A 20,038-nucleotide genomic window follows, 5' to 3' on the forward strand; every position below is an offset into this window, starting at 1 on the left:
ATGACGACCACCACTGACGAAGCGGGTCGCACGCAGCAGCGTGCGACCCCGACACCCCCGGCCGGTCCCTCGCGGACCGCCGGCGGGCGTCGGCGGCGCACCTTCACGGTGCGCCGCGGCTTCGGCCTCCTCGCCTTCCTCGCCCCCGCGTTCATCTTCGTGGCGATCTTCATCTACTACCCGATGATCGCCGGCTCGCAGATGGCGTTCCGCAACTGGAACCTCGCCAACCTCACCGACACCTCCTGGGTGGGATTCGCCAACTTCCTGGCCGTCTTCGCCGACCCGGCCTTCGGCAAGGTCGTCGCGAACACCGTGCTCTGGGTCGTGGCCTCGATCGTCCCGCAGTTCGTCATCGGCTTCGGCATCGCCCTGTGGCTGCGCCGGAAGTTCCGGTTCCGCGGTCTCTACCAGGCGATGATCTTCTTCCCGTGGGCCATCTCGGGCTTCCTCATCGGCATCCTGTTCCGCTGGATGTTCAACAGCGAGTTCGGCGTGATCAATGACCTGCTCCAGAAGGTCGGGCTGATCGACACCCCGATCCCGTGGCTGGCGGACCCGAACACCGCGATGTTCGCCGTCATCGTGGCGAACGTCTGGTACGGCGTCACGTTCTTCGCGATCATGATCCTCGCCGCCCTGCAGTCGGTGCCGGAGGACCTCTTCGAGGCCGCAGCGCTCGACGGCGCGGGTAAGGCGCGCATGCTCTTCCAGATCACGATCCCGTACATCCGCACGACGCTCGCCCTCACGGTGCTGCTCCGGGTCATCTGGATCTTCAACTTCCCCGACATCATCTACGGCATGACGGGCGGTGGTCCGGCGAACCAGACCCACATCCTGACGACCTGGATGATCGCGACCACCCAGCGCGGCGACTACGGCCGGGCCTCCGCGATCGGTCTCATCGTCGTCGCGATCCTGCTGGTGTTCACCGCGTTCTACCTGCTGTCCATGCGTGAGAAGAAGGTGAAGGCATGATCGACCAGGAGACCCGGACGGCGAAGGTCGTCAAGTTCCTCTTCCTCGGGCTCTGGCTCGTCATCACGGTGTTCCCGCTGTACTGGATCGTCGTCACCTCCTTCAAGAAGCCGGGCGCGATCTTCTCCTACCCGCTGACGTACTGGCCGGAGGTGTTCTCGGTCGAGAACTACCTCGGCCTGTTCAGCAAGGCGCAGTTCGGCACCTACGTCGTCAACAGCCTCATCGTGGCGACGATCGCAGCAGTCGTGGCGACCTTCATCTCGATGCTGTCGGCATACGTGTTGGCGCGGTTCGAGTTCCGGAGCAAGGGGGCGATCCTGCTGGCGTTCCTCGCCACGCAGATGATCCCGTCGTTCATCGCGCTCGGCCCGCTGTACCTGCTGATGACGCAGCTCAAGCTCGTCGACAACCGGTTCGGGCTCATCCTCATCTACATCGCGGTGTGCATCCCGTTCTGCACCGTCATGCTCCGGGGATTCTTCGAGAACATCCCCGACGCCCTCGAGGAGGCGGCCATGATCGACGGCTGCTCGCGGTTCGGCGCGCTCTTCCGGGTGCTCGTCCCGGTGCTGAAGCCCGGGATCGTGGCGGCGTTCATCTTCAACTTCGTGAACTGTTGGAACGAGCTGTTCCTCTCGGTGACGCTCATCAACAGCGATGCGAACAAGACGATCCCGACGGCGCTCAACGGCTTCATCACGAGCTACAACATCGACTGGGGTTCCATGTCGGCGGCCGCCGTGCTGACGATCATCCCGACGATGGTGCTGTTCGCGTTCGCGAGCCGGTACATCGTGCAGGGCCTGACCGCTGGAGCGGTGAAGGGCTGACCCGTCTCAGTCGCCCAAGAATGGGCGAGCCGACGCCCGTTCGCCCATGCCTGGGCGAGCGGGCGTCGTCATGCGAAGCCGTCCGGTGAACCTGTAAGCCAGCTGATAGTTCGATCGACTAGCGACCGACAGGTGGAAGATGAACCATGTTTGGTTCGAAGCAGACGACGAGGTCACTCCGCTACGCCCGCTACGGCGGGCCCGACGTACTCGAGTTCATCGAGTCCGAGATGCCGCATCCACGATGGGGCGAGGTCGTGGTCGACGTCCTCGCGAGCGGCATCAACCACATCGAGGCGTTCGTCCGCGAGGGGCACCTCGCCGAGACGGTGCCGATCGAGCTGCCGACGGGGCAGGGGAGCGACTTCGCCGGATTGGTCCGCGAGGTCGGGACCGGCGTCGAGGGCTGGAAGCGGGGCGACGAGGTGATCGGTCACGCCGTCCGTGGCGCGCACGCGACCCAGGTCGTCGTCCCGGCGTCATCCCTCGTCCGCAAGCCGAAGCGCGTGAGCTGGGAGGAGGCCGGCGGGCTCTATCTCGCTGGCCTGACGGCGCTCGACACGCTCGACGGGCTGCACCTCAAGCAGGGTGACACCCTCGTCATCTCGGCGGCGGCCGGTGGGGTCGGGAACATCGAGGCGCAGCTGGCGAAGTTCGCGGGCGTGCGGGTCATCGGCACGTGCGGTGAGCGCAATCACGACTTCCTCCGTGAACAGGGCGTCAAGCCGGTCGTCTACGGCGAGGGCATGGCGGATCGGATCCGCAAGCTCGCGCCCGAAGGTGTGACGGCGTTCATCGACAACTTCGGTCAGGACGGCCAGGAGCTCGCGTTCGAGCTCGGTGTTCCACCGGAGAAGTACCGGTCGAGCGAGGATCGAAAGGCCATCGAGCTCGCCGCACTCGAGCCGGACGAGGAGTTCGCCGCGCACGCCACGAAGCAGCTGCAACGTCTCGCGGAGTATGCCGCCGACCACGCGTTGAAGGTCGTCGTCTCGGCGTTCTACCCGTTCGACCTGATCATCGACGCGTTCGAGGATCTCGAGCGGCTGCACGCGCGGGGCAAGATCATCGTCGGTATGCGCCCTGCGAACCCGGAGCGCATCGTCAAGCAGCGAGACCTGCACGACGCCCGACCCTGACGACGGTCAGCGCGGTGCGCTGACCCGAGACGTCGGGTTCCGGCGCCAGCGCGGTGCGCTGACCCGAGATGCTCTGTTCCGGCGCGGGCGCGGGTCCACGGCGTGAGCGCGACCCTCCGGAGACCCGCGCTCGCGGGTATGCGGCGCGCTCGCGTCAGCGCACCGCGCTGGCGACCGGAAGGGGAGGGCGGGGGCTAGTTGAAGATGAAGCCGAGGACGGTCGCGCCGCCTCCACCGAGGACGAGCGCGACGACGAGGACCCAGGCGATGAGCCGCTGACGACGCTTGCGCTGCTCGCCCCATTCGGCCAGTTCCCGGTCTTCGCTGCTGCTCATCACCCCAGCCTACCGGCGAGGTTCTCGCCGGGCATCAGGCGACGGCCGGGACGAGCGCCTTCACCGAGGTGGTCCTCGCACGGGCGATCGCGAACGTCGTCGCGGCGAGCGATCCGAAAAGCCAGAGGACGAGGCCGACGACGCCGGCCGCTGCTCCCGCGTCGCCGATCGCGATCGCCTGCAGGCCACCGAGCGCCGGTGCGATCGGCAGGAAGGTGAGGATCTGGTCGAGCACCTGGGGAACCGTCGCGATGATCCCGGTCGCCAGGCCGATGATGGCGACGATCATCGAGATGAACCGTCCCGCACCGCCGAAGAGGGCGTTCAGTGCTTGGTTGGCGGCGGCGAACACGAGGCCCGCGAGCACGGCGGCCCCGGCGAAGGCGAGCCAGCCGCCCGCGTCGAGGTCGAGCAGCGGTGCGGTGATCACGGCCACGAGCAGGCCCTGCAGCATCCCGATCGCGCCGGCCGGGACGAAGGCCCCGAGCGCGAGCCGCAGCGAGGAGCGGGTGGACCCGAACGCCCGCGAGGGGACCGGCCGCAGCACGAGGAAGCTCGCGAGCGCACCCAGCCAGAGGGCGAGGACGGCGTAGAAGGGAGCGCTGTTCGTGCCGAAGGACACCGTCGCCGAATCGCCGGCCGAGACCGGGTCGGCGACGACGTCCGCGAGCGTCTGCCGGTCGGAGCTCGTGTAGGTCGGCAGGCTGTCGACCGCGCTCTGCAGACCGGACGCGAGCGAGGTGATCCCGCCGGACAACGTTCCGGCGCCCGAAGCAAGCTGGTTCGACGCGTCGGCGAGCTGGGTCGTGCCGGTCGCCGACTGCGCGGCGCCGTCGGCCAGGGCGGATGCACCCGTCTGCAACTGCGCCGTCCCGGAGGCGGCCTTGGAAGCGCCGTCGGCAAGGCCTGCTGCGCCCGCCGCGATCTGTGCCGCCGCGGTGTTGATCTGCGCGATGCCGTCGACGAGTGCGGGCATCTGGCCGGAGAACTGCTTGGTCTTCGTCGCCAGGGAGGTGGTGCCGGGGTATCCGGTCGAGATGTCGCCGTCGGTGAGGGCGGTGGCGGTGCCGAAGGTCGTGAGGATGTCCTTGCACAGCGTCGGGTCGATCGCCGTCAGCGCTGCCGCCTTCACCGGGTCCAGGCAGCGAGCCGCCACGGACGTCGCCGCAGCCTTCGTCGCGTCGGCGACGCGGGAGGTTCCGATCGCCGCCTCGGCGAGCCCATTGGCTCCGCCGACCAGCCCCGGGTTCTCCGCGCTCCCGTCACCCTGCGTCCCGGCGTACAACGTCGCGGCTCCGCTCGCGAGCGGGGCCGCCCCGTCGCTCAGCTGCGTCGCACCGGCGGACAGCTGCTTGGCGCCGTCGGCCAGCGCATCCACGCCGTCACTCAGCTGCGTCGCACCCGACGACAACTGCGTCGCGCCCGTGGCGAGCTGCGTGGTGCCGTTCGCGAGTTGCTGCGCACCCTGCGCGAGCGAGAGTCCGCCCGTCGAGAGCTGCTTCGCACCGTCGGCGGCCTCACCGAGCTGGTCGTGGAGGGTGTTGAACCCGACGTAGACGTTCTCGAGGTAGGTGGTGGTGAGCTGTCGACCGAGGAGCGAGGCCGCGGTCTGCGTGATCGTCTGGGAGATGGCGTCGTCGACGAGCTTGCTGCGGTCGCTCGTCGTCACGTCGAGGCGGGCGCGCTCGGCGTCGGCGGCGTCGCCGGAGAACGAGGTCGCCGCCTTCGAGAAGTTCTCGGGGATCGTCACGACGGCCGTGTACGAACCGTCGGCGAGGCCCGCCTTCGCGTCGGACGCGTCGGTGATCACCCAGGTGTAGTTGGTCTTCTGGTCGCCGTCGACGAGGCCCGCGGAGAGCTGGCGTCCGAGCGGCACGGTCTGGCCGTTGACGGTCACCGGCTTGTCGTCGTTCACGATGGCGGCGGTCACCTGACCGAGTCGTTCCGCCGGGTTCCACAGCGCCCAGACGAGTCCGCCGGCGATGACGAGCGGCACAAGGATGAGGCCGATGATCGAGACGACCGTGATGCCCTTGCCGGAGCGGGCCCGTTCGAGGCGGTTCAGGATGGTACTCATGCGTCGACCTTCGATTCAGCGATGACGGTGGGAGTTGAGGAGGTGGCGGCGCGGTCGAGGTCGAGTACCTCCGGCGCCGTGGTCGGCAGGACGTCGGCGAGCGAGGACGCGTCCGCGGTGCCGACGACGATCGTGAGCGGCCGACGCGAGCGTTCCGCGGCTCTGGTCGCCGTCAGGATGTGCTCGTACAGTCCGCGTCTCGTGTCGTCGTCCGGCACGGTGTCGACCCCGTCGAGGACGATGACGGCGGGACGTTCGGCCAGCGCCGAAGCGAGCGTCCCGACGGGTTCGCCGTGGTCGAGACGGACGTACGCGACGCGGGACCGGACGGCCCCGGCGCGGACCGGCAGGACCAGACCGGCGACCTTGAGTCGACCGTGGTCGGGTTCGAGGCGACCGGCCAGCGTCAGCAGGAGGGCGGTGACCGAAACCGGGCGCGCGCCCTGCACCGCGAGCACGCCACCGACGGCGACCGTCGTGTCGACGTCCTCGTACAGCGGGCCGTCCGCACCGGCCAGGGTGACCCCGGCGGCGGCGATGGCGACCTCGTCACCGTTGCGCCACTCGCGCAGCTCGAGTTCGCGCTGCAGGCCCTCGCCCTCGACGTCGAAGGACGGCAGGATGCGGTCGAGCCACTTCGGCAGGTACCAGGCGTGGTCGCCGAGGAGCGCGAGCACCGCCGGCACGAGGGTCATGCGCACGATGAACGCGTCGACGAAGACGCCGACCGCGAGCCCGAGGGCGATCGGTTTGATGTTCGTGTCGCCCTCCGGCACGAAGGCGGCGAAGACCGCGAACATGATGACGGCGGCGGCGGTGACGACCTTCGCCGAGCCGAGGAAGCCGGTCTCGACGGATCGCTTCGCGAGTCCCGAGTGGACGAAGTCCTCGCGCATCCGGGAGACGAGGAAGACCTCGTAGTCCATCGCGAGCCCGAACAGGACACCCATGAGGATGATCGGCATGAAGCTGATCACCGGACCGGTCCTGGCGACGTGGAGGGCCTCGGCGAACACGCCGTGCTCGAAGACGAGGGCCACGACGCCGAACGACGCGGCGACCGACAGCAGGTAGCCGAGGGTCGCCTTGATCGGGACCCAGATCGAGCGGAAGACCATCGTCAGGAGCACGAGCGACAGGCCGACGACGATCAGGCCGAAGGGGAGGAGGGCGCCGCCGAGGCGGTCGGAGATGTCGATGCCGATGGCCGTGAACCCGGTGACCTGCAGGTCGACGTCGTACTCGTCCTGGAAGTACTGGTGCAGTCCCCGGATCTCGGCGACGAGGTCCTTCGTCGCCTGGGAGTCGGGACTGCCGCTCGGGATGACCTGGATGATCCCGGTGTCGGCCGTCGCGTTGGGGGTGGCGAGCGGGACGGCGGCGACGCCGTCGAGTCCCTCGATCTCCTGCTTGAGGTCGGCCATGAGTCCGAGCGGGTCGGTACTGCCGACGATGCCGCCGGTGACGATGAGCGGCCCGTTGAAGCCCTCACCGAAGTGCTCGGAGACGAGGTCGTATGTCGTGCGGGCTCCGTCGCCCTCCGGCAGGGAACCGGCGTCGGGAAGCGCGAGTCGGAGTGACAGGGCGGGGATGGCGAGGGCGCCCAGGACGGCGACGACGGCGACGATCGTGACGATGGGGAGTCGCGTGACGCCGCGCACCCAGCCGAGGAAGAAGCGGTTGGGGTGCCCTTCGACAGGCTCAGGGACCGCGGTGTTGTGCTCAGGGACCGGGTTGTGGGGCTCAGGGACCGAGTCCTGTGGGCCGTCGACCGGCTCGGCAGCGCCCCGGGCCGCCGCGCGCTCCCTGGCCCGCTTCGCCTTTGGCCGGAGACGTTCACCGGCGAAGCCGAGCATGGCCGGGATGAGGGTGAGCGAGATGACGACCGCGATCGCGACGCCGACCGCCGCGGCCACACCCATCGTCGTGAGGAACGGGATGTTCGCGACCGCGAGCCCGAGGAGGGCGATGATGACCGTGAGGCCCGCGAAGATGACGGCGGAACCGGCCGTCGCGGTCGCGCGGGCGGCTGATTCGGCCGGGTCGAGCCCGCTGCGCAGGCCGTCCTGGTGTCTCGAGATGATGAACAGCGCGTAGTCGATGCCGACGGCCAGGCCGAGCATGAGCGCGAGCATCGGTGTCGTGGAGGAGATCGGCCCGAAGACCGTCGCCACGAAGATGAGCGCCATCGAGATGCCGACCCCGAGCAGTGCGGTGATGAGCGGCATGCCCGCGGCGAGGAAGGAGCCGAAGGTGAGGATGAGGACGACGAGCGCGACGACCACGCCGACGAGCTCGATGACACTCAGCGTCGGGAGGCTGTTGCTGAAGAGCTGCCCGCCGAGGGACGACTCGGCGCCGGCCGGGAGCGCCTTCGCGAGGCTCGCCTCCGCGTCCTCGACGTCGCTGATCGTGGCGGCGGTGATGTCGGTCTGCGCGCCGTCGAACTGGATCGAGATGAGCGCCGCCCGCTGATCCTCCGAGACCGCCCCCGTCACGTTCTCGTCGAAGGGGGAGACCGCCTGCTCGACCTGCCCGATGTCGCCCAGGGCGGTGACGGCGTCGTCGATCGCCGACCGGACCCCGGCGTCCTCGACGGTGTCGCCCTTCGGTGCGACGACGATGATCTGTGCCGAGGCACCGGCCACCTGCGGGAAGGTGTGGTCGAGCGAGTCGAGCGCCTCCTGCGACTCCGTGCCGGGGATGGAGAAGGCGTTGTCGGTTCCCTGGTTGAAGAGCAGCGCGCCGCCACCCGCCAGGGCGAGCACGGCGATCCAGAGGATCAGCACGAGCTTGCGGGCGCCGAACGCCCAGCGGCCGAGGGTGTAGAGCAGTGAGGACACGCGTCGCTCCTAGGGTGGTCGGCGCTGCTTGCAGGCGAGCCGACGGAGATATTCGAACAGGATCGATACAGCGGTGTATCCGATACACGACTGTATTGGATACAGTGGTGTATCGGCAAGAAGTCGGTCGAGCTGTCAGTAAGGTGTCAGGATGCGCGTGCACGAAGCGGTCGAGTCCCCGAGCGACGAGGCACCCGTCGAGTCCGCGCGTCGGCAGCGGACACGCGAGCGGCTCGTCGACGCCGCCTACGAGGTCTTCGCCGAGTTCGGCGTCCACGCGGCGTCCGTCGAGCAGATCAGTGAGCGCGCTGGCTTCACCCGTGGCGCCTTCTACTCCAACTTCGATTCGAAGGAGGAGTTGTTCTTCGCTCTCGAGTCACGAGAGAACCAGCTCCGGCTCGATCGCCTGGAGGCCGGACTGCAGGCGGTCAGTCCGTCGCTCCTCGACGCAGCGGGCCGCTACACCGAGGGTTCGCTCGAGGCCCTGATCCGTGCCTTCCTCGAACTCCAGCCCGATGACCGCCGCTGGTGCCTCGTGCAGTCGGAGTTCCGGATGCTGGCGATGCGCGACGCCGACGTCGCAGCCCGCTACCTGCAGCACCAGGAGAGCGCCGGCCGACAGCTCGCCGCGTGGCTCGACCAGGCTGCCGGACTCGCACACGTCCGGTTCACGATCCCGACGCCCGACATCGCGAACATCGTCGTCGCCCTCTACGAGTCGGCCATCCAGACGGCCGTGCTCATGGACCCGGACGGCGATGAGGGCTCACCGCGCGAGCTCGCGATGCGCACGCTCCCGGCCATCGTCCGCGCCCTCACCGAGTCGATCGCCGACTGACCTCAGGCCGACTCGCCGGCTCGATCCGGCTGCAGCGCCTGGGCCAGCATGACGATGATGCCGCTCGGCCCGCGCACATAGCTGAGCTTGTAGACGCCCTGATAGTCCGCCACGCCGCGGAGCGGGAAGCAGCCGTGTCTGGCGGCGATCGCCAGCGCCTCGTCGATGTCGTCGACGGCGAATGCGACGCGGTGCATGCCGATCTCGTTCGGCAGCGTGGGTTCCGTCTCGATCGCGGCCGGGTGGAGGTACTCGAAGAGTTCGAGGCGTCCGTGACCGTCCGGCGTCTGCAACATCGCGATCCTGGCGTGATTTCCGTCGAGGCCGACGGCCGTGTCGGCCCACTCGCCGCTCACCGTGTCGCGGCCGAGTACGGTGAGGCCGAGGTCGGTGAAGAAGGCGATCGTCGCCTCGAGGTCGCGGACCGCGATCCCGACGTTCTCGAGTCTGATGTCCATGGGCTGCACGCTACCCGGCGGCGGGGGCCCGATCCCGGGTCTCCTGGAGCGGGCCCGCGTCGGAGCAGTCCGGCGGCGGCTCCGACTCAGCCGCTGAGGGCCGAGGTCGGTGGTGTCCTGGCGGCTCGGATCGCCGGGTAGAGGCCGGCGATCGCCCCGATCACCAGGGTCGCGCCGACGCCCGCGAGCAGCACCTCCGCCGGTACGGCGGTCGGCCAGTCGTTCACCGCGGCGACGACGCTCGTGACGCCGGTACCGATCGCGGCGCCCGCGACCCCGCCGAGGGCGGAGAGGAGGAGTGCCTCGGTGAGGAACTGGGACCGGATGTGGCCCCGCGTGGCCCCGAGGGCGCGACGGAGGCCGATCTCGCGTCGGCGTTCCAGGACCGAGATGACCATCGTGTTCGCCACCCCGATGCCGCCGACGAGCAGGGCGACGGAACCGAGTCCGAGGAGGAGACCGGTGAAGGCTTGGTCGGCGGCTTGCTTGGCGGCGAGGGCGTCCGACGGCCTGGAGACCTCGACCTCCTCGGGTGCAGCAGGGTTCACGGTGCGGGGGAGGAGCTCGCGGACGGCCTCGACGCGTTCGTCGGAGGACCGTTCGTAGACCGTGGTCGGTTTGCCGTCGTACCCGAAGCGTTCGGCGGCGACGGTCTCACCGATCATCACCGTGGTGTCGAGTTCCGGGGCGAGGTCGAGCGGATCCAGGATGCCCACCACCGTGAAGTACTGGTCGCCGAGCTGGATCATCGAGCCGACCGTAGCGATACCCAGCCGTTCCGCGGCTTTCGACCCCAGGACGACCGCGGGGTAGCTCGCCGTCGCCCGGTTCAGCCACTCACCGGTGGCGAGGGTACCGCCCACGACGTCCAACAGGCTCTCCGTCACCGCCGCTGCGCCGAGGCCCCCACTCGACGCCCGGTCGATGAGGCTGCTGCGGTAGACGAGGACGCCGTTCAGCACTGCGGCGGAGCCGGCTTGTTCCACACCGTCGACCAGTCCCACCTTGCCGACGGTGTTCGTGGGCAGGGTCGCTGCCTCACCGAAGAGGTTCTGGCCCGGTTGGACGGTCAGCAGATTCGTCCCGAGAGCGGAGAGCTGCGCCTGCAGTTTGGCCTGACTGGATGAGGAGATGCCGACGACCGCGATCATCGCCGCGATGCCGATCGCGATCCCGAGGGCGGACAGGACCGCGCGCGTCGGCCGTGCCCGCAGACCCGTCGTCCCGAGCCGGAGGATGTCGCGACCGAGGAGCCGCGACCGTCGATCGTGGTCGGCGTTCATGTGGTCCTCGTTCATGCGGCCAGCCCCGAATCGCTCACGATCCGGCCGTCGCGGATCGCCACCTGGCGGGGGAGTCGCGCAGCGAGTTCGGCGTCGTGCGTGATCACGACGATGGTCGTGCCGGCCTCGTGGAGTTCGTGCAGCAGTTCGACGATGCTCGCGCCGGACACGGAGTCCAGGTTGCCGGTGGGTTCGTCGGCGAGGAGCAACGGCGGGTCACCGACCACGGCGCGTGCGATCGCGACCCGCTGGCGCTCACCGCCGGAGAGCTGGGTCGGGCGGTGACCGAGACGGTGGCCGAGGCCGACGCGTTCGAGGGCGACGACCGCGCGACGACGGCGCTCGGCCCGGGGGACCCCGGCGTAGATGAGGCCGTCGGCGACGTTGTCGACCGTGGTCGAGCCGTCGGCGAGGTGGAACTGCTGGAAGACGAAGCCGATGCGGTACGCGCGGAGGGCCGAGAGCTTCGCGTCGGAGAGGCGTCCGACGTCCGAACCCGCGATGCGGGCGGTCCCACCGGTCGGTCGGTCGAGGGTCCCGATGAGGTTGAGCATCGTCGACTTCCCGGAGCCGCTCGGTCCGACGATGGCGACGAACTCACCCTCCTCGACCGTCAGGTCGACACCCGCGAGCGCGAGCGTGGGCGGCTCACCGTACTCGCGGGTGACGCCCTCGAGGTGGATGATCGGTGGGCAGGCCGGCCGATCGGCTGCGGCGGACGATGCCGTCATGGTCTCGGTCATGACACCGGCACCACGACGTCGAGACCTTCGCGGATGCCGTCGCCTGAGACCTCGACCCGACCATCGGCGAACAGACCGGTCGTGACCGGGACCTGACGGCGCTTCCCGTTCCCCTCGACGACCTCGACGCCGAACGTCGTGTCATCGATCGCGATGAGCGCTTCCACCGGGACGGAGAGGACGTTCTCACGTCGTTCCGTCGGGAAGCCGGCCGTCACGGTCGCGCGCTGCAGATCGGCTGCGGCCGCCGGATCGTCGAGCGTGATGCCGACCGGGATCGTGACCTTCTTCTGTCCGTCCGCATCCGACTCGGTGGGGACGCCGACATCGGTGACCGTGCCGGTCGTCCGCTGTCCGCCGGGGAGGTTGACGTCGACCTTCGTCCCGACGACGCCGAGCCGCTGATCGGCGAGCTTCAGCGGGACGTCGATGCGCTTCACGAGGGACGAGACGGTGACGATCTTGTCCGAGGCGGTGGTGCCGACCGCGGCGTCGATCGATGCGATCCGCACGTCGCCCGTCATGAAGACGACCGATCCGAGCTCCAGGCGTCCGGTCTCCTCGACGCCGAGGGCTTTCTGCCACCGCTCGATGGCACGCACGGTCGACGCGGCGAACTCGTCGTCCGGTTCACGGTCGAAGTAGCCGAGGGCCGCGAGGCTCATCTCGAGTTGCCGGACGTCCGGTCCGTCGGTCATACCGGACTCGAACGCCCGCCAGGTCGGGAGCGGTCCGTGGAGGAGCACGACCGGGACGTTGTCGAGGGCGTAGAGGGTGCCGCCGAGCGAGACCGTGCTGCCGGGAGCGGGCACCGCCGTGACGATCCCGGCTCCACCGCCGATGGTGCGCTGGTCCGCGTAGTCGAGGGTGCCGCTCGCCCGCGTCGTGCCGGCCAGGTCGCCGCCGGTGATCGGAGCGGTGCCGGTGCGGATGCTGCTGACCGGCTCCTCCTGGTTCGTCCCCTGCGTCGGTACCAGCGTGACCGCCGCGACGGCGCCGCCTGCAAGCAGGACGGCGCCGACGCAGACGGCCACGATGACCCCGCGTCGTCGGTTGCTCATCGGCCGGTGGAGCCGAGCGGCGCGCTCGAGTCGGACGAGAGACCGCAGGCTTCCATCACCTCTTCCGTGACGTCGGAGGGGATCTGCATGGCCTGCCCCTTCACCGGGTCGGCCATCTCGTATCCGTGCTCGCGGAAGCACTCGGCCATCTCGAGCTGCTGCTCGAAGGCGTCGGCGACCGCGGGGTTTCCTCCGGCGGGTGCCGGAGGCGTCCCGAGACGGTCGATACAGGTCGCGGAGGCGTCCTGGAAGGCATCCTGGTCTCCGTCGCCGAGGGTCACGGATGTACCGCCGGAGCCGTTCTGCTCGGGGTCGGGCATGTCGACCCCCTCATCGCGCATGCATGAGGCGAAGGCGACCTGCCAGTCGTCGAACGACTGCACAGCCTTCGGGGTCTTGCTGCTCGAGTCGGGCGAGCCCGAGCTGCAGGCCGCCAACGATCCGATGAGGAACGGGATCGCGATGAATGCGGCGAGTCTGCCGGCCGGGCGGCGGACGGAACGGGTGATGGTGATGTCGGACATCTGCTCTCCTCAGTGGGTGGGGCTGACTGGTGACGACCAGTCCACTCGGCGGCGCGTTGTCCAGGCGTCAAGGAAAACGTTGACGTTCTCTGAACGTCTCGAACGGCACGATAGATAACCGACACTCGGGGGTTGCTCGATCAGCGTCCGTACGATCACGGAGTCCCCACACCCCATCGAGAGGAACATCATGCGCGTCCTGGTTGCCGAGGACGAGGTCTACCTCGCCGAGGCGGTCCGAGCCGGTCTCCGGCAGGCGGCGATCGCCGCGGACGTCGTGCACGACGGCGACGCAGCGCTCGAGGCGCTCACGATCAACGACTACGACGTCCTGCTCCTCGACCGGGACCTGCCGGGCACCCACGGCGACGAGGTGTGCCGAACGGTGGTCGCCGAGCATCCCGGTGTCCGCGTCATGATGCTGACGGCGGCACGCCGACTCGACGACACCGTGTCCGGCCTCGGCCTCGGCGCCGACGACTACCTGGTGAAGCCGTTCGAATTCCCGGAGCTCGTGGCCAGGCTCCGCGCGCTCGCCCGGCGCACGGCGGAGTCGCGCCCTCCGGTCCTCGAGCGTGCCGGAGTGCGAGTCGACCCGTTCCGGCGGGAGGTCTTCCGCGACGGCGTGTACGTGAAGCTGTCACGGAAGGAGTTCGCGGTCCTCGAGCAGCTGCTGCTCGCCGACGGCGGGGTCGTGAGCGCCGAGACCCTCCTCGAGAAGGCCTGGGACGAGAACGTCGACCCGTTCACGAACACCATCCGCGTGACCATCTCGAACCTCCGCCGACGCCTCGGCTCGCCGTGGGTGATCACGACCGTCCCGGGGGCGGGCTATCGGATCGAGGGCGACTGATGCCGCGTTCCGACGCCGCGGGGTTGCTCAGCCGCCCGAACCGCTTGACGGTGCGTCTGCGTTTGACGCTGACGTACGCGCTGCTGTTCACCGTCGCCGGCTCGATCATGCTCGCGCTCATCTACGCCTTCATGCGGTACGTCCCGACGTACGCGATCACCGCGGTACGGGCCGACGAGGCCATGGACGGCGCGACCCGTTGGCGGGCGACCGCGCCGACCGAGGTCGCCGGGGCGGCCACCTATCAGCCGGCCGAGGGGCTGACCTCGGCGAACGGTACTGCGGCCCTCGTCGTCTCGGACCAGAGCGACATCCTGAACACGCTCCTCGTCTGGTCGCTCATCGTGCTCGTCGTCCTCGCGGCGGCGAGCGCGTGGGGTGGCTGGATCCTGTCGGGCCGGCTGCTGCGCCCGCTGCACGCGATCAACGTGGCCGCGCAGCGGGCGGCGACGGGATCCTTCGACCATCGGGTCGCCCTCGCCGGCCCGCGGGACGAGATCACCGACCTCTCCGACACCTTCGACCACATGCTCGAGCGGCTCGACCGGTCGTTCCGCGCCCACCAAAGGTTCGCGGCGAACGCCTCGCACGAGCTGCGGACCCCGCTCGCGACGACCCAGGCGATGCTCGACGTCGCCTCGACCAGCGACGACCTCGACGACGACACCGTCAGGGGACTCATCGCCCGGCTCCGTGAGACGAACACGCGCAGCATCCAGACCGTCGAGGCCGTGCTCGACCTCGCCGACCTCGAGCACTCGGAGCTGCGGGGTGAGAACGTGGCATTCGGAGAGCTGGCTTCCGAGGCATGCGTCGCCGCAGCCTCCGCGGCTCGAGCGCGCGGGATCGACTGCACGGCCGAGGTGCAGGACGTCGCGGTCTGGGGCGACGAGGCCATGCTGCACCAGCTGTGCGGGAACCTCCTGCAGAACGCCGTCCGGCACAACGTCGACGGTGGCTTCGTGCGGGTCTCGGTGCGCCGGTCGGGCGGTCCGGCGGGCGGCGCGGTGGTCCTCCGGGTCGAGAACTCCGGGGAGTCGATCCCGGCGGACGTGGTCTCGAGGCTCACCGAACCGTTCTACCGCGCCGGCGGCCGGGTCGCGCGGGGTCCGGAGCGGTCACGCGGGCTCGGACTCGCCATCGTGGAGAGCATCGCCGAGGTGCACGGGGCTGCGCTCGAGCTCGCCGCGCGGTCGGAGGGTGGGCTGGTGGTGACGGTCACGTTCCCGCCGAGCGGCCCGGACGCCGGCACCGAGGCGTCAGCTCAGCGCGCCGTGGCGACGCGCTCGCCGCGAGCCCACACGAAGAAGCCGGCCAGGGTGAACGCCCCGTAGAACAGGTACATCGACGCCGAGACCCAGTACCCGGCGCCGAACAGGAGCGGTACGCCGACGAGGTCGACCGCGACCCAGATGAGCCAGAACTCCACCCAGCGTTTCGCCATCCCCCAGGTCGCGAGCAGGGAGCCCATGAAGATCCACGCGTCGGCCCAGACCGGCTCGTAGGAACCGAGTGCCCGGAACACGGGGATCAGGAGCAGCGTGCCGCCGAGCAGGAGGCCGACGAGGACGAGTCGCACCCGCCAGCCGGCCCAGCGGGGCCGGATCACGGCGACCGGACCGGTCGTCGCCTCGACCCGCTCGACCCGTCGCCACTGCACCCAGCCGTAGATCGACACGACGATGAACATGAGCTGGCGGCCCGCCTGCCCCAGCAGGTTGGTCGGATTCGGCGTGTGGAAGACCGCGCCGAGGAAGACGGTCAGGAGGAGTGCGTTGCCGATGATGCCGACGGGCCAGGCCCAGGCACGGCGACGCATGCCGCCGAGGGCGCTCGCCAGGCCGAACAGGTTGCCGACGACCTCCCGCCAGAGGACCACCTGGTCGCCGACCCTGAACGTCGCGTCGAAGAGCCAGAGGAGGATCCCCACTGCAGTGCTCCGATCGGGTCCGTTGCCAGATGATGCGCGGTCACGCGACCGACGGTCCACCGTACAACGTGCAGAGCCGCCTCCCGATCGGGAGGCGGCTCTGTGACGCTCTGCGGCTCGATGGCCCTGTTCGCCGGCTAGCTCGCGGCGGGCAGTCCTCCACCGGCGGCGATGACCTGCTCGAGGAAGGCGTCGGTGGCTTCGGCCTGCTTGCGCATGACGCGCTCGGCCTCCTCGGCGCTACGTGCCTCGGCGGCCGAGACCAGCCCGGTGACGTACGCGGCGAAGATGTCCCACTGGAAGAAGTCGATCGTCGGCAGCGAGGTGTAGGTCACCCGGGTGTTCATCTGACGGGCGACCTGCTGCAGCAGCGAGTTGCCCGAACGCTCGACCATGAAGTCGGCGAAGGCGGAGGACGACCGGAGGACATGCTTGTCACGCGCTTCGATGTCCGCGAGCACGGCGTCGCCGAGTTCGCGGAACGCCGCGACGTCCTCGTCGGTGAACTGCGGGATGCTCCACCGCGCGCTGAGCTCGTGGAAGCCGTTCAGGAGGCGCAGTGCTTCGGCGTACTGCTCGGCGGTGGGCTTCGCGACGCGGGTGTACCGCTGCGGTGCGGTCTCGACCAGTCCGATGTCGGCGAGCTTGCTGATCGCTTCGCGGATCGGGGTCCTCGAGACGCCGAGCCACTTCTCGAGCTCTTCGTCGTTGAGGCGCTCGCCGGGCTCGAGGGTGCCGTCTTCGATCGCGGTCAGGAGCTGCTCGAAGACGATGTCGCGCAGGAGCTTCCGAGGGCTCGTCTCGACGGTTTTGGGAACAGGCATGGGACTCCGATCGTCGAGCTGGGATATGACCAGTTCAGAATACCGATATCCAAGGTGTGTTGGATAGTTTTGTGCCTCATGTGTTGGTGAACATGCCGGATGCACAGGTGCAGCCGGGTGCGCCGAGCCTTGCTATCCTGGCGCGCACGGCGTACCTCGGAGCGGCAGGAAGGTGAGACCCATGTCGACGGACTCGACGGCCAGCAGGCCCCGCCATCGGCGGATCCATCTCTTCCAGACGCTCGGGGCGCTGCTGGGCGGCGTGACGCGGGTGACCGTGCCCGTCCTCGAGGACGCCGACCGAGCGGCGCTCGTCGCCGAGCTGGGCGAGGTGTCGCGAGTGATCGGCTTGCAGGACCCGGTCGCCTACGCCGAGCTCTCGTGGCCGCTCATGGACCATCTCGTCGCCCTCTGTCCGAATCGCATCCTGGTCACGACCGCTCGCGACGCACTCGCGCTGCTCTCGCCGCAACTCGAGGTCACCGCCGACACCGACTGGCTCGATTGGCCGTCACTCGCGGTGGACTTCCCGATCCTCCGGGACGCGGTCGCGGAGGGGGACGCGATCGCCGCGGAACTGGCCGTAGAACGACTCTGGGGCATGGCCGCGACGCTTCCGTGAAGCATTCCAAATGCTGATATGCTGAGGTTGTCGCTTGCGACACCACTGCCGGAGACGCCGGTCAGGACATTCGGGTTCCTGGCTTGAGCGCCCGGTGGTGAGTCGGGTGGGTGGGTTTCGGGTATCCGCCCACCCGGCGATCTGATCCTTTGGCGACGGAGCGGCCACCTCGATGCAGCTCACGCGTCGGTGCCGCGCTGGCCGCTCCTGACACAGCACAGCCCCCACACCGTCGGGCGCAGGGGCTGTGTGCAGGCGGGTCGCTCAGCCGATGACCGGACCGAACCGCTCCGGGAGGACGCTTTTGGAGACGCGGCGCAGTTCGGAGACCGGGATGGTCAGGACGTCCTGGATCTCGAGGGCGGGCTCCGTCGCGTCGCCCACGGCGGAGGCGTCGGTCACGCCGATGCGCAGCACCGGGTAGCCGCGGCCCTCGCACAGGCCCTGGAACTTGACGTCGTCCTCGCGCGGCACGGACACGATGACGCGACCGGTCGACTCGGAGAAGAGCGCGGTCGTGAGGTCGACGCCGTCGCGGCTGAGCAGCTCACCGAGGAAGACCCGGGCACCGACACCGAAGCGCATGACGCTCTCCGCGAGCGCCTGAGCGAGACCACCGTCGGAGAGGTCGTGGGCGGAGGACACGAGGCCCTCCTTGGCAGCGGCGTGCAGCAGCTCGGCCAGCGTCTTCTCACCGGCGAGGTCGACCTTCGGCGGCAGGCCACCGAGGTGGTCGTGGATCGTCCCGGCCCAGGCGGAGCCGTCGAGCTCGAGTGACGTGGTGCCGAGGAGGTAGAGGTTGTCGCCCTCGTCCTGCCATCCGCTCGGGATGCGACGCGCGACGTCGTCGATCACGCCGAGGACGCCGACGACGGGCGTCGGGAAGATCGGGACGTCGCCCGTCTGGTTGTAGAACGACACGTTGCCGCCGGTGACCGGCACGCCGAGCTCGAGGCAGGCGTCCGACAGGCCGGCGACCGCCTCCGAGAACTGCCACATGACCTCGGGGTTCTCCGGCGAGCCGAAGTTCAGGCAGTCGGTGACGGCGGCCGGGACGGCACCGGTGACGGCGACGTTGCGGTAGGCCTCCGCGAGCGCGAGCTGCGCGCCCTGGCGCGGGTCGAGTTGGCAGTAGCGGCCGTTCGCGTCGGTCGCGATGGCGAAGCCGAGGCCGGACTCCTCGTCGACGCGGATCATGCCGCCGTCGTCAGGGAAGGACAGCGCCGTGTTGCCCATGACGTAGTAGTCGTACTGGTTGGTGATCCAGCTCTTGTCGGCGAGGTTCGCCGAGCCGAGGAGTGAGCGGAACTGCTGCTCCAGCTCGGCGGGGGCGTCGGTGCGGGGGAGGGCCGACGCGGAGTCGGCCTGCAGGGCGTCGATCCAGGTGGGGTAGGCGACCGGGCGCTCGTAGACCGGGCCGTCGACCGCGACGGTCGAGGGGTCGACGTTGACGATCTCCTCGCCGTGCCAGTTGATGACGAGGCGACCGGTGTCGGTGACCTCGCCGAGCACGGAGGTCTCGACGTCCCACTTGTCGGTGACCGCGAGGAATGCGTCGAGCTTGCCCGGCTCGACGACGGCCATCATGCGCTCCTGCGACTCCGACATGAGGATCTCCTCGGGCGTGAGCGAGGGATCGCGCAGCAGCACGTGCGAGAGTTCGACGAACATGCCGCCGTCGCCGTTCGCTGCGAGCTCGCTCGTGGCGCAGGAGATGCCGGCGGCACCGAGGTCCTGGATGCCCTCGACGAGACTGTCGCGGTAGAGCTCGAGGCAGCACTCGATGAGCACCTTCTCGGCGAACGGGTCGCCGACCTGGACGGCCGGACGCTTCGTCGGGCCGTTCGCGTCGAAGGAGTCGGACGCGAGGATGGAGGCGCCGCCGATGCCGTCGCCACCGGTGCGGGCACCGAAGAGGACGATCTTGTTGCCGACGCCCGAGGCGTTGGCGAGGCGGAGGTCCTCGTGACGCAGGACACCGACCGACAGGGCGTTGACGAGCGGGTTGCCCTGGTACACCTTGTCGAAGTAGGTCTCGCCGCCGATGTTCGGCAGGCCCAGGCAGTTGCCGTAGGAGGAGATGCCGGCGGTGACACCGTGCACGACGCGCGCGGTGTCGGGGTGGTCGATGTCGCCGAAGCGGAGCTGGTCCATGATGGCGACCGGTCGGGCACCCATCGAGATGATGTCGCGGACGATGCCGCCGACGCCCGTGGCCGCACCCTGGAAGGGCTCGATGTAGGAGGGGTGGTTGTGGCTCTCGACCTTGAAGGTCACGGCCCAGCCCTCGCCGACGTCGATGACGCCGGCGTTCTCGCCCATGCCGACCATGAGGTTCTTCTTCATGTCGTCGGTGACCTTCTGGCCGAACTGGCGCAGGTAGATCTTGCTGGACTTGTAGGAGCAGTGCTCGCTCCACATGACCGAGTACATGGCGAGCTCGCCGCTCGTGGGACGACGGCCGAGGATCTCGCGGATCTTCGCGTACTCGTCGGCCTTCAGGCCGAGGGCGCCGTAGGGCTGCTCGCGGTCCGGTGTCGCGACGGCGTTCTCGACGGTGTCGGCGACGGCGGAGCTGGTGGGGGTGGTGGTCGTCACGAGGGCAGGACTCCAAAGGAAGTGGTGGGATGCCGGACCCACCAATCTTAGCGGCGCGCGGCGACGAACAGATCCTCGGATGGGCGTCGGAGGTCG

Annotated in this window: 18 protein-coding genes; 7 read left to right on the forward strand and 11 right to left on the reverse strand. The window is 69.3% G+C overall.

All coding sequences use genetic code 11. The annotated features are described in order from the left end of the window. The 3 genes from ACQG07_RS11795 (at position 1) to ACQG07_RS11805 (ending at position 2,953) form a co-directional block, all read left to right on the forward strand. Positions 1–981, forward strand: coding sequence for a carbohydrate ABC transporter permease (locus tag ACQG07_RS11795; RefSeq protein ID WP_079705023.1), 981 nt, complete (start codon positions 1–3; stop codon positions 979–981). Continuing rightward, positions 978–1,814 carry a carbohydrate ABC transporter permease gene (locus ACQG07_RS11800; protein WP_192004504.1) on the forward strand — a complete coding sequence of 279 codons (837 nt, stop codon included), beginning with the start codon at positions 978–980 and terminating at the stop codon, positions 1,812–1,814. Before ACQG07_RS11795 ends, ACQG07_RS11800 begins: the two co-directional genes overlap by 4 nt. A gap of 146 nt (positions 1,815–1,960) precedes the next feature. Then, positions 1,961–2,953 carry an NADP-dependent oxidoreductase gene (locus tag ACQG07_RS11805; protein WP_085511877.1) on the forward strand — a complete coding sequence of 331 codons (993 nt, stop codon included), beginning with the start codon at positions 1,961–1,963 and terminating at the stop codon, positions 2,951–2,953. Positions 2,954–3,147: 194 nt separating this feature from the next. Here the strand turns inward: ACQG07_RS11805 and ACQG07_RS11810 are convergent, their stop codons facing one another. The 3 genes from ACQG07_RS11810 to ACQG07_RS11820 are packed head-to-tail and all read right to left on the reverse strand — an operon-like array spanning position 3,148 to position 8,208. Next, positions 3,148–3,288: a hypothetical protein gene (locus tag ACQG07_RS11810; protein ID WP_162852291.1), complete on the reverse strand. Its 141-nt coding sequence runs from the start codon at positions 3,286–3,288 to the stop codon at positions 3,148–3,150. 34 nt (positions 3,289–3,322) lie between these two features. Beyond that, positions 3,323–5,365 (reverse strand): YhgE/Pip family protein, encoded by a 2,043-nt coding sequence (locus ACQG07_RS11815; protein WP_426738389.1) that lies wholly within the window; start codon positions 5,363–5,365, stop codon positions 3,323–3,325. Next, positions 5,362–8,208 (reverse strand): MMPL family transporter, encoded by a 2,847-nt coding sequence (locus ACQG07_RS11820; protein ID WP_426738390.1) that lies wholly within the window; start codon positions 8,206–8,208, stop codon positions 5,362–5,364. The genes ACQG07_RS11815 and ACQG07_RS11820 overlap by 4 nt, the downstream gene beginning before the upstream one ends. 151 nt (positions 8,209–8,359) lie before the next feature. On the opposite strand from ACQG07_RS11820, the gene ACQG07_RS11825 reads away from it, so the two are divergent. Further along, the gene (locus ACQG07_RS11825) at positions 8,360–9,046 is read left to right on the forward strand and encodes a TetR/AcrR family transcriptional regulator (protein WP_137242351.1); all 687 of its coding nucleotides are present in this window, start codon (positions 8,360–8,362) and stop codon (positions 9,044–9,046) included. Positions 9,047–9,048: 2 nt separating this feature from the next. On the opposite strand, the gene ACQG07_RS11830 is transcribed toward ACQG07_RS11825, so the two are convergent. The 5 genes from ACQG07_RS11830 to ACQG07_RS11850 form a co-directional block, all read right to left on the reverse strand. Further along, positions 9,049–9,504: a VOC family protein gene (locus tag ACQG07_RS11830; RefSeq protein ID WP_426738391.1), complete on the reverse strand. Its 456-nt coding sequence runs from the start codon at positions 9,502–9,504 to the stop codon at positions 9,049–9,051. Between the two features lie 86 nt (positions 9,505–9,590). Beyond that, complete coding sequence (locus ACQG07_RS11835) at positions 9,591–10,802, reverse strand: ABC transporter permease (protein WP_426738392.1); 1,212 nt, start codon at positions 10,800–10,802, stop codon at positions 9,591–9,593. Next, positions 10,799–11,530 carry an ABC transporter ATP-binding protein gene (locus ACQG07_RS11840; RefSeq protein ID WP_240043950.1) on the reverse strand — a complete coding sequence of 244 codons (732 nt, stop codon included), beginning with the start codon at positions 11,528–11,530 and terminating at the stop codon, positions 10,799–10,801. Before ACQG07_RS11840 ends, ACQG07_RS11835 begins: the two co-directional genes overlap by 4 nt. After that, a complete protein-coding gene (locus tag ACQG07_RS11845) occupies positions 11,527–12,591 on the reverse strand; it encodes a peptidoglycan-binding protein (protein WP_426738393.1) in 1,065 nt (354 codons plus the stop codon). Before ACQG07_RS11845 ends, ACQG07_RS11840 begins: the two co-directional genes overlap by 4 nt. Beyond that, entirely contained in the window at positions 12,588–13,115 is a 528-nt protein-coding gene (locus tag ACQG07_RS11850) for a hypothetical protein (RefSeq protein ID WP_274499361.1), read from the reverse strand. The genes ACQG07_RS11845 and ACQG07_RS11850 overlap by 4 nt, the downstream gene beginning before the upstream one ends. Before the next feature lie 190 nt (positions 13,116–13,305). On the opposite strand from ACQG07_RS11850, the gene ACQG07_RS11855 reads away from it, so the two are divergent. Further along, positions 13,306–13,968 (forward strand): response regulator transcription factor, encoded by a 663-nt coding sequence (locus tag ACQG07_RS11855; protein WP_079705033.1) that lies wholly within the window; start codon positions 13,306–13,308, stop codon positions 13,966–13,968. Then, the gene (locus ACQG07_RS11860) at positions 13,968–15,302 is read left to right on the forward strand and encodes a sensor histidine kinase (RefSeq protein ID WP_426738394.1); all 1,335 of its coding nucleotides are present in this window, start codon (positions 13,968–13,970) and stop codon (positions 15,300–15,302) included. Before ACQG07_RS11855 ends, ACQG07_RS11860 begins: the two co-directional genes overlap by 1 nt. Here ACQG07_RS11860 and pnuC read toward each other — a convergent pair. Both pnuC and ACQG07_RS11870 read right to left on the reverse strand, forming a co-directional pair. Next, the gene (gene pnuC, locus ACQG07_RS11865) at positions 15,233–15,898 is read right to left on the reverse strand and encodes a nicotinamide riboside transporter PnuC (protein WP_229940466.1); all 666 of its coding nucleotides are present in this window, start codon (positions 15,896–15,898) and stop codon (positions 15,233–15,235) included. The genes ACQG07_RS11860 and pnuC overlap by 70 nt on opposite strands. Before the next feature lie 137 nt (positions 15,899–16,035). Further along, entirely contained in the window at positions 16,036–16,722 is a 687-nt protein-coding gene (locus ACQG07_RS11870) for a GntR family transcriptional regulator (RefSeq protein WP_426738395.1), read from the reverse strand. A gap of 181 nt (positions 16,723–16,903) precedes the next feature. Here ACQG07_RS11870 and ACQG07_RS11875 point away from each other — a divergent pair, with 181 nt between their 5' ends. Next, complete coding sequence (locus ACQG07_RS11875; RefSeq protein WP_192004513.1) at positions 16,904–17,344, forward strand: FCD domain-containing protein; 441 nt, start codon at positions 16,904–16,906, stop codon at positions 17,342–17,344. Positions 17,345–17,608: 264 nt separating this feature from the next. Here ACQG07_RS11875 and purL read toward each other — a convergent pair whose 3' ends face one another. After that, on the reverse strand, positions 17,609–19,942 hold the full coding sequence (gene purL / locus ACQG07_RS11880; RefSeq protein WP_079705037.1) for a phosphoribosylformylglycinamidine synthase subunit PurL: 2,334 nt from the start codon (positions 19,940–19,942) through the stop codon (positions 17,609–17,611). Positions 19,943–20,038 lie beyond the last annotated feature (96 nt).

Origin of the sequence: Plantibacter sp. 2H11-2, from assembly GCF_050031945.1 — a bacterium.
Taxonomy (GTDB): Bacteria; Actinomycetota; Actinomycetes; order Actinomycetales; family Microbacteriaceae; genus Plantibacter; species Plantibacter auratus.

Excerpts from the sequence above, each read along its gene's own strand:
- ACQG07_RS11795 (WP_079705023.1), top strand. The coding sequence starts at position 1 with ATGACGACCACCACTGACGAAGCGGGTCGCACGCAGCAGCGTGCGACC.
- ACQG07_RS11800 (WP_192004504.1), top strand. The coding sequence starts at position 978 with ATGATCGACCAGGAGACCCGGACGGCGAAGGTCGTCAAGTTCCTCTTC.
- ACQG07_RS11805 (WP_085511877.1), top strand. The coding sequence starts at position 1,961 with ATGTTTGGTTCGAAGCAGACGACGAGGTCACTCCGCTACGCCCGCTAC.
- ACQG07_RS11810 (WP_162852291.1), bottom strand. The coding sequence starts at position 3,288 with ATGAGCAGCAGCGAAGACCGGGAACTGGCCGAATGGGGCGAGCAGCGC.
- ACQG07_RS11815 (WP_426738389.1), bottom strand. The coding sequence starts at position 5,365 with ATGAGTACCATCCTGAACCGCCTCGAACGGGCCCGCTCCGGCAAGGGC.
- ACQG07_RS11825 (WP_137242351.1), top strand. The coding sequence starts at position 8,360 with ATGCGCGTGCACGAAGCGGTCGAGTCCCCGAGCGACGAGGCACCCGTC.
- ACQG07_RS11830 (WP_426738391.1), bottom strand. The coding sequence starts at position 9,504 with ATGGACATCAGACTCGAGAACGTCGGGATCGCGGTCCGCGACCTCGAG.
- ACQG07_RS11835 (WP_426738392.1), bottom strand. The coding sequence starts at position 10,802 with ATGAACGAGGACCACATGAACGCCGACCACGATCGACGGTCGCGGCTC.
- ACQG07_RS11840 (WP_240043950.1), bottom strand. The coding sequence starts at position 11,530 with ATGACCGAGACCATGACGGCATCGTCCGCCGCAGCCGATCGGCCGGCC.
- ACQG07_RS11845 (WP_426738393.1), bottom strand. The coding sequence starts at position 12,591 with ATGAGCAACCGACGACGCGGGGTCATCGTGGCCGTCTGCGTCGGCGCC.
- ACQG07_RS11850 (WP_274499361.1), bottom strand. The coding sequence starts at position 13,115 with ATGTCCGACATCACCATCACCCGTTCCGTCCGCCGCCCGGCCGGCAGA.
- ACQG07_RS11855 (WP_079705033.1), top strand. The coding sequence starts at position 13,306 with ATGCGCGTCCTGGTTGCCGAGGACGAGGTCTACCTCGCCGAGGCGGTC.
- ACQG07_RS11860 (WP_426738394.1), top strand. The coding sequence starts at position 13,968 with ATGCCGCGTTCCGACGCCGCGGGGTTGCTCAGCCGCCCGAACCGCTTG.
- ACQG07_RS11870 (WP_426738395.1), bottom strand. The coding sequence starts at position 16,722 with ATGCCTGTTCCCAAAACCGTCGAGACGAGCCCTCGGAAGCTCCTGCGC.
- ACQG07_RS11875 (WP_192004513.1), top strand. The coding sequence starts at position 16,904 with ATGTCGACGGACTCGACGGCCAGCAGGCCCCGCCATCGGCGGATCCAT.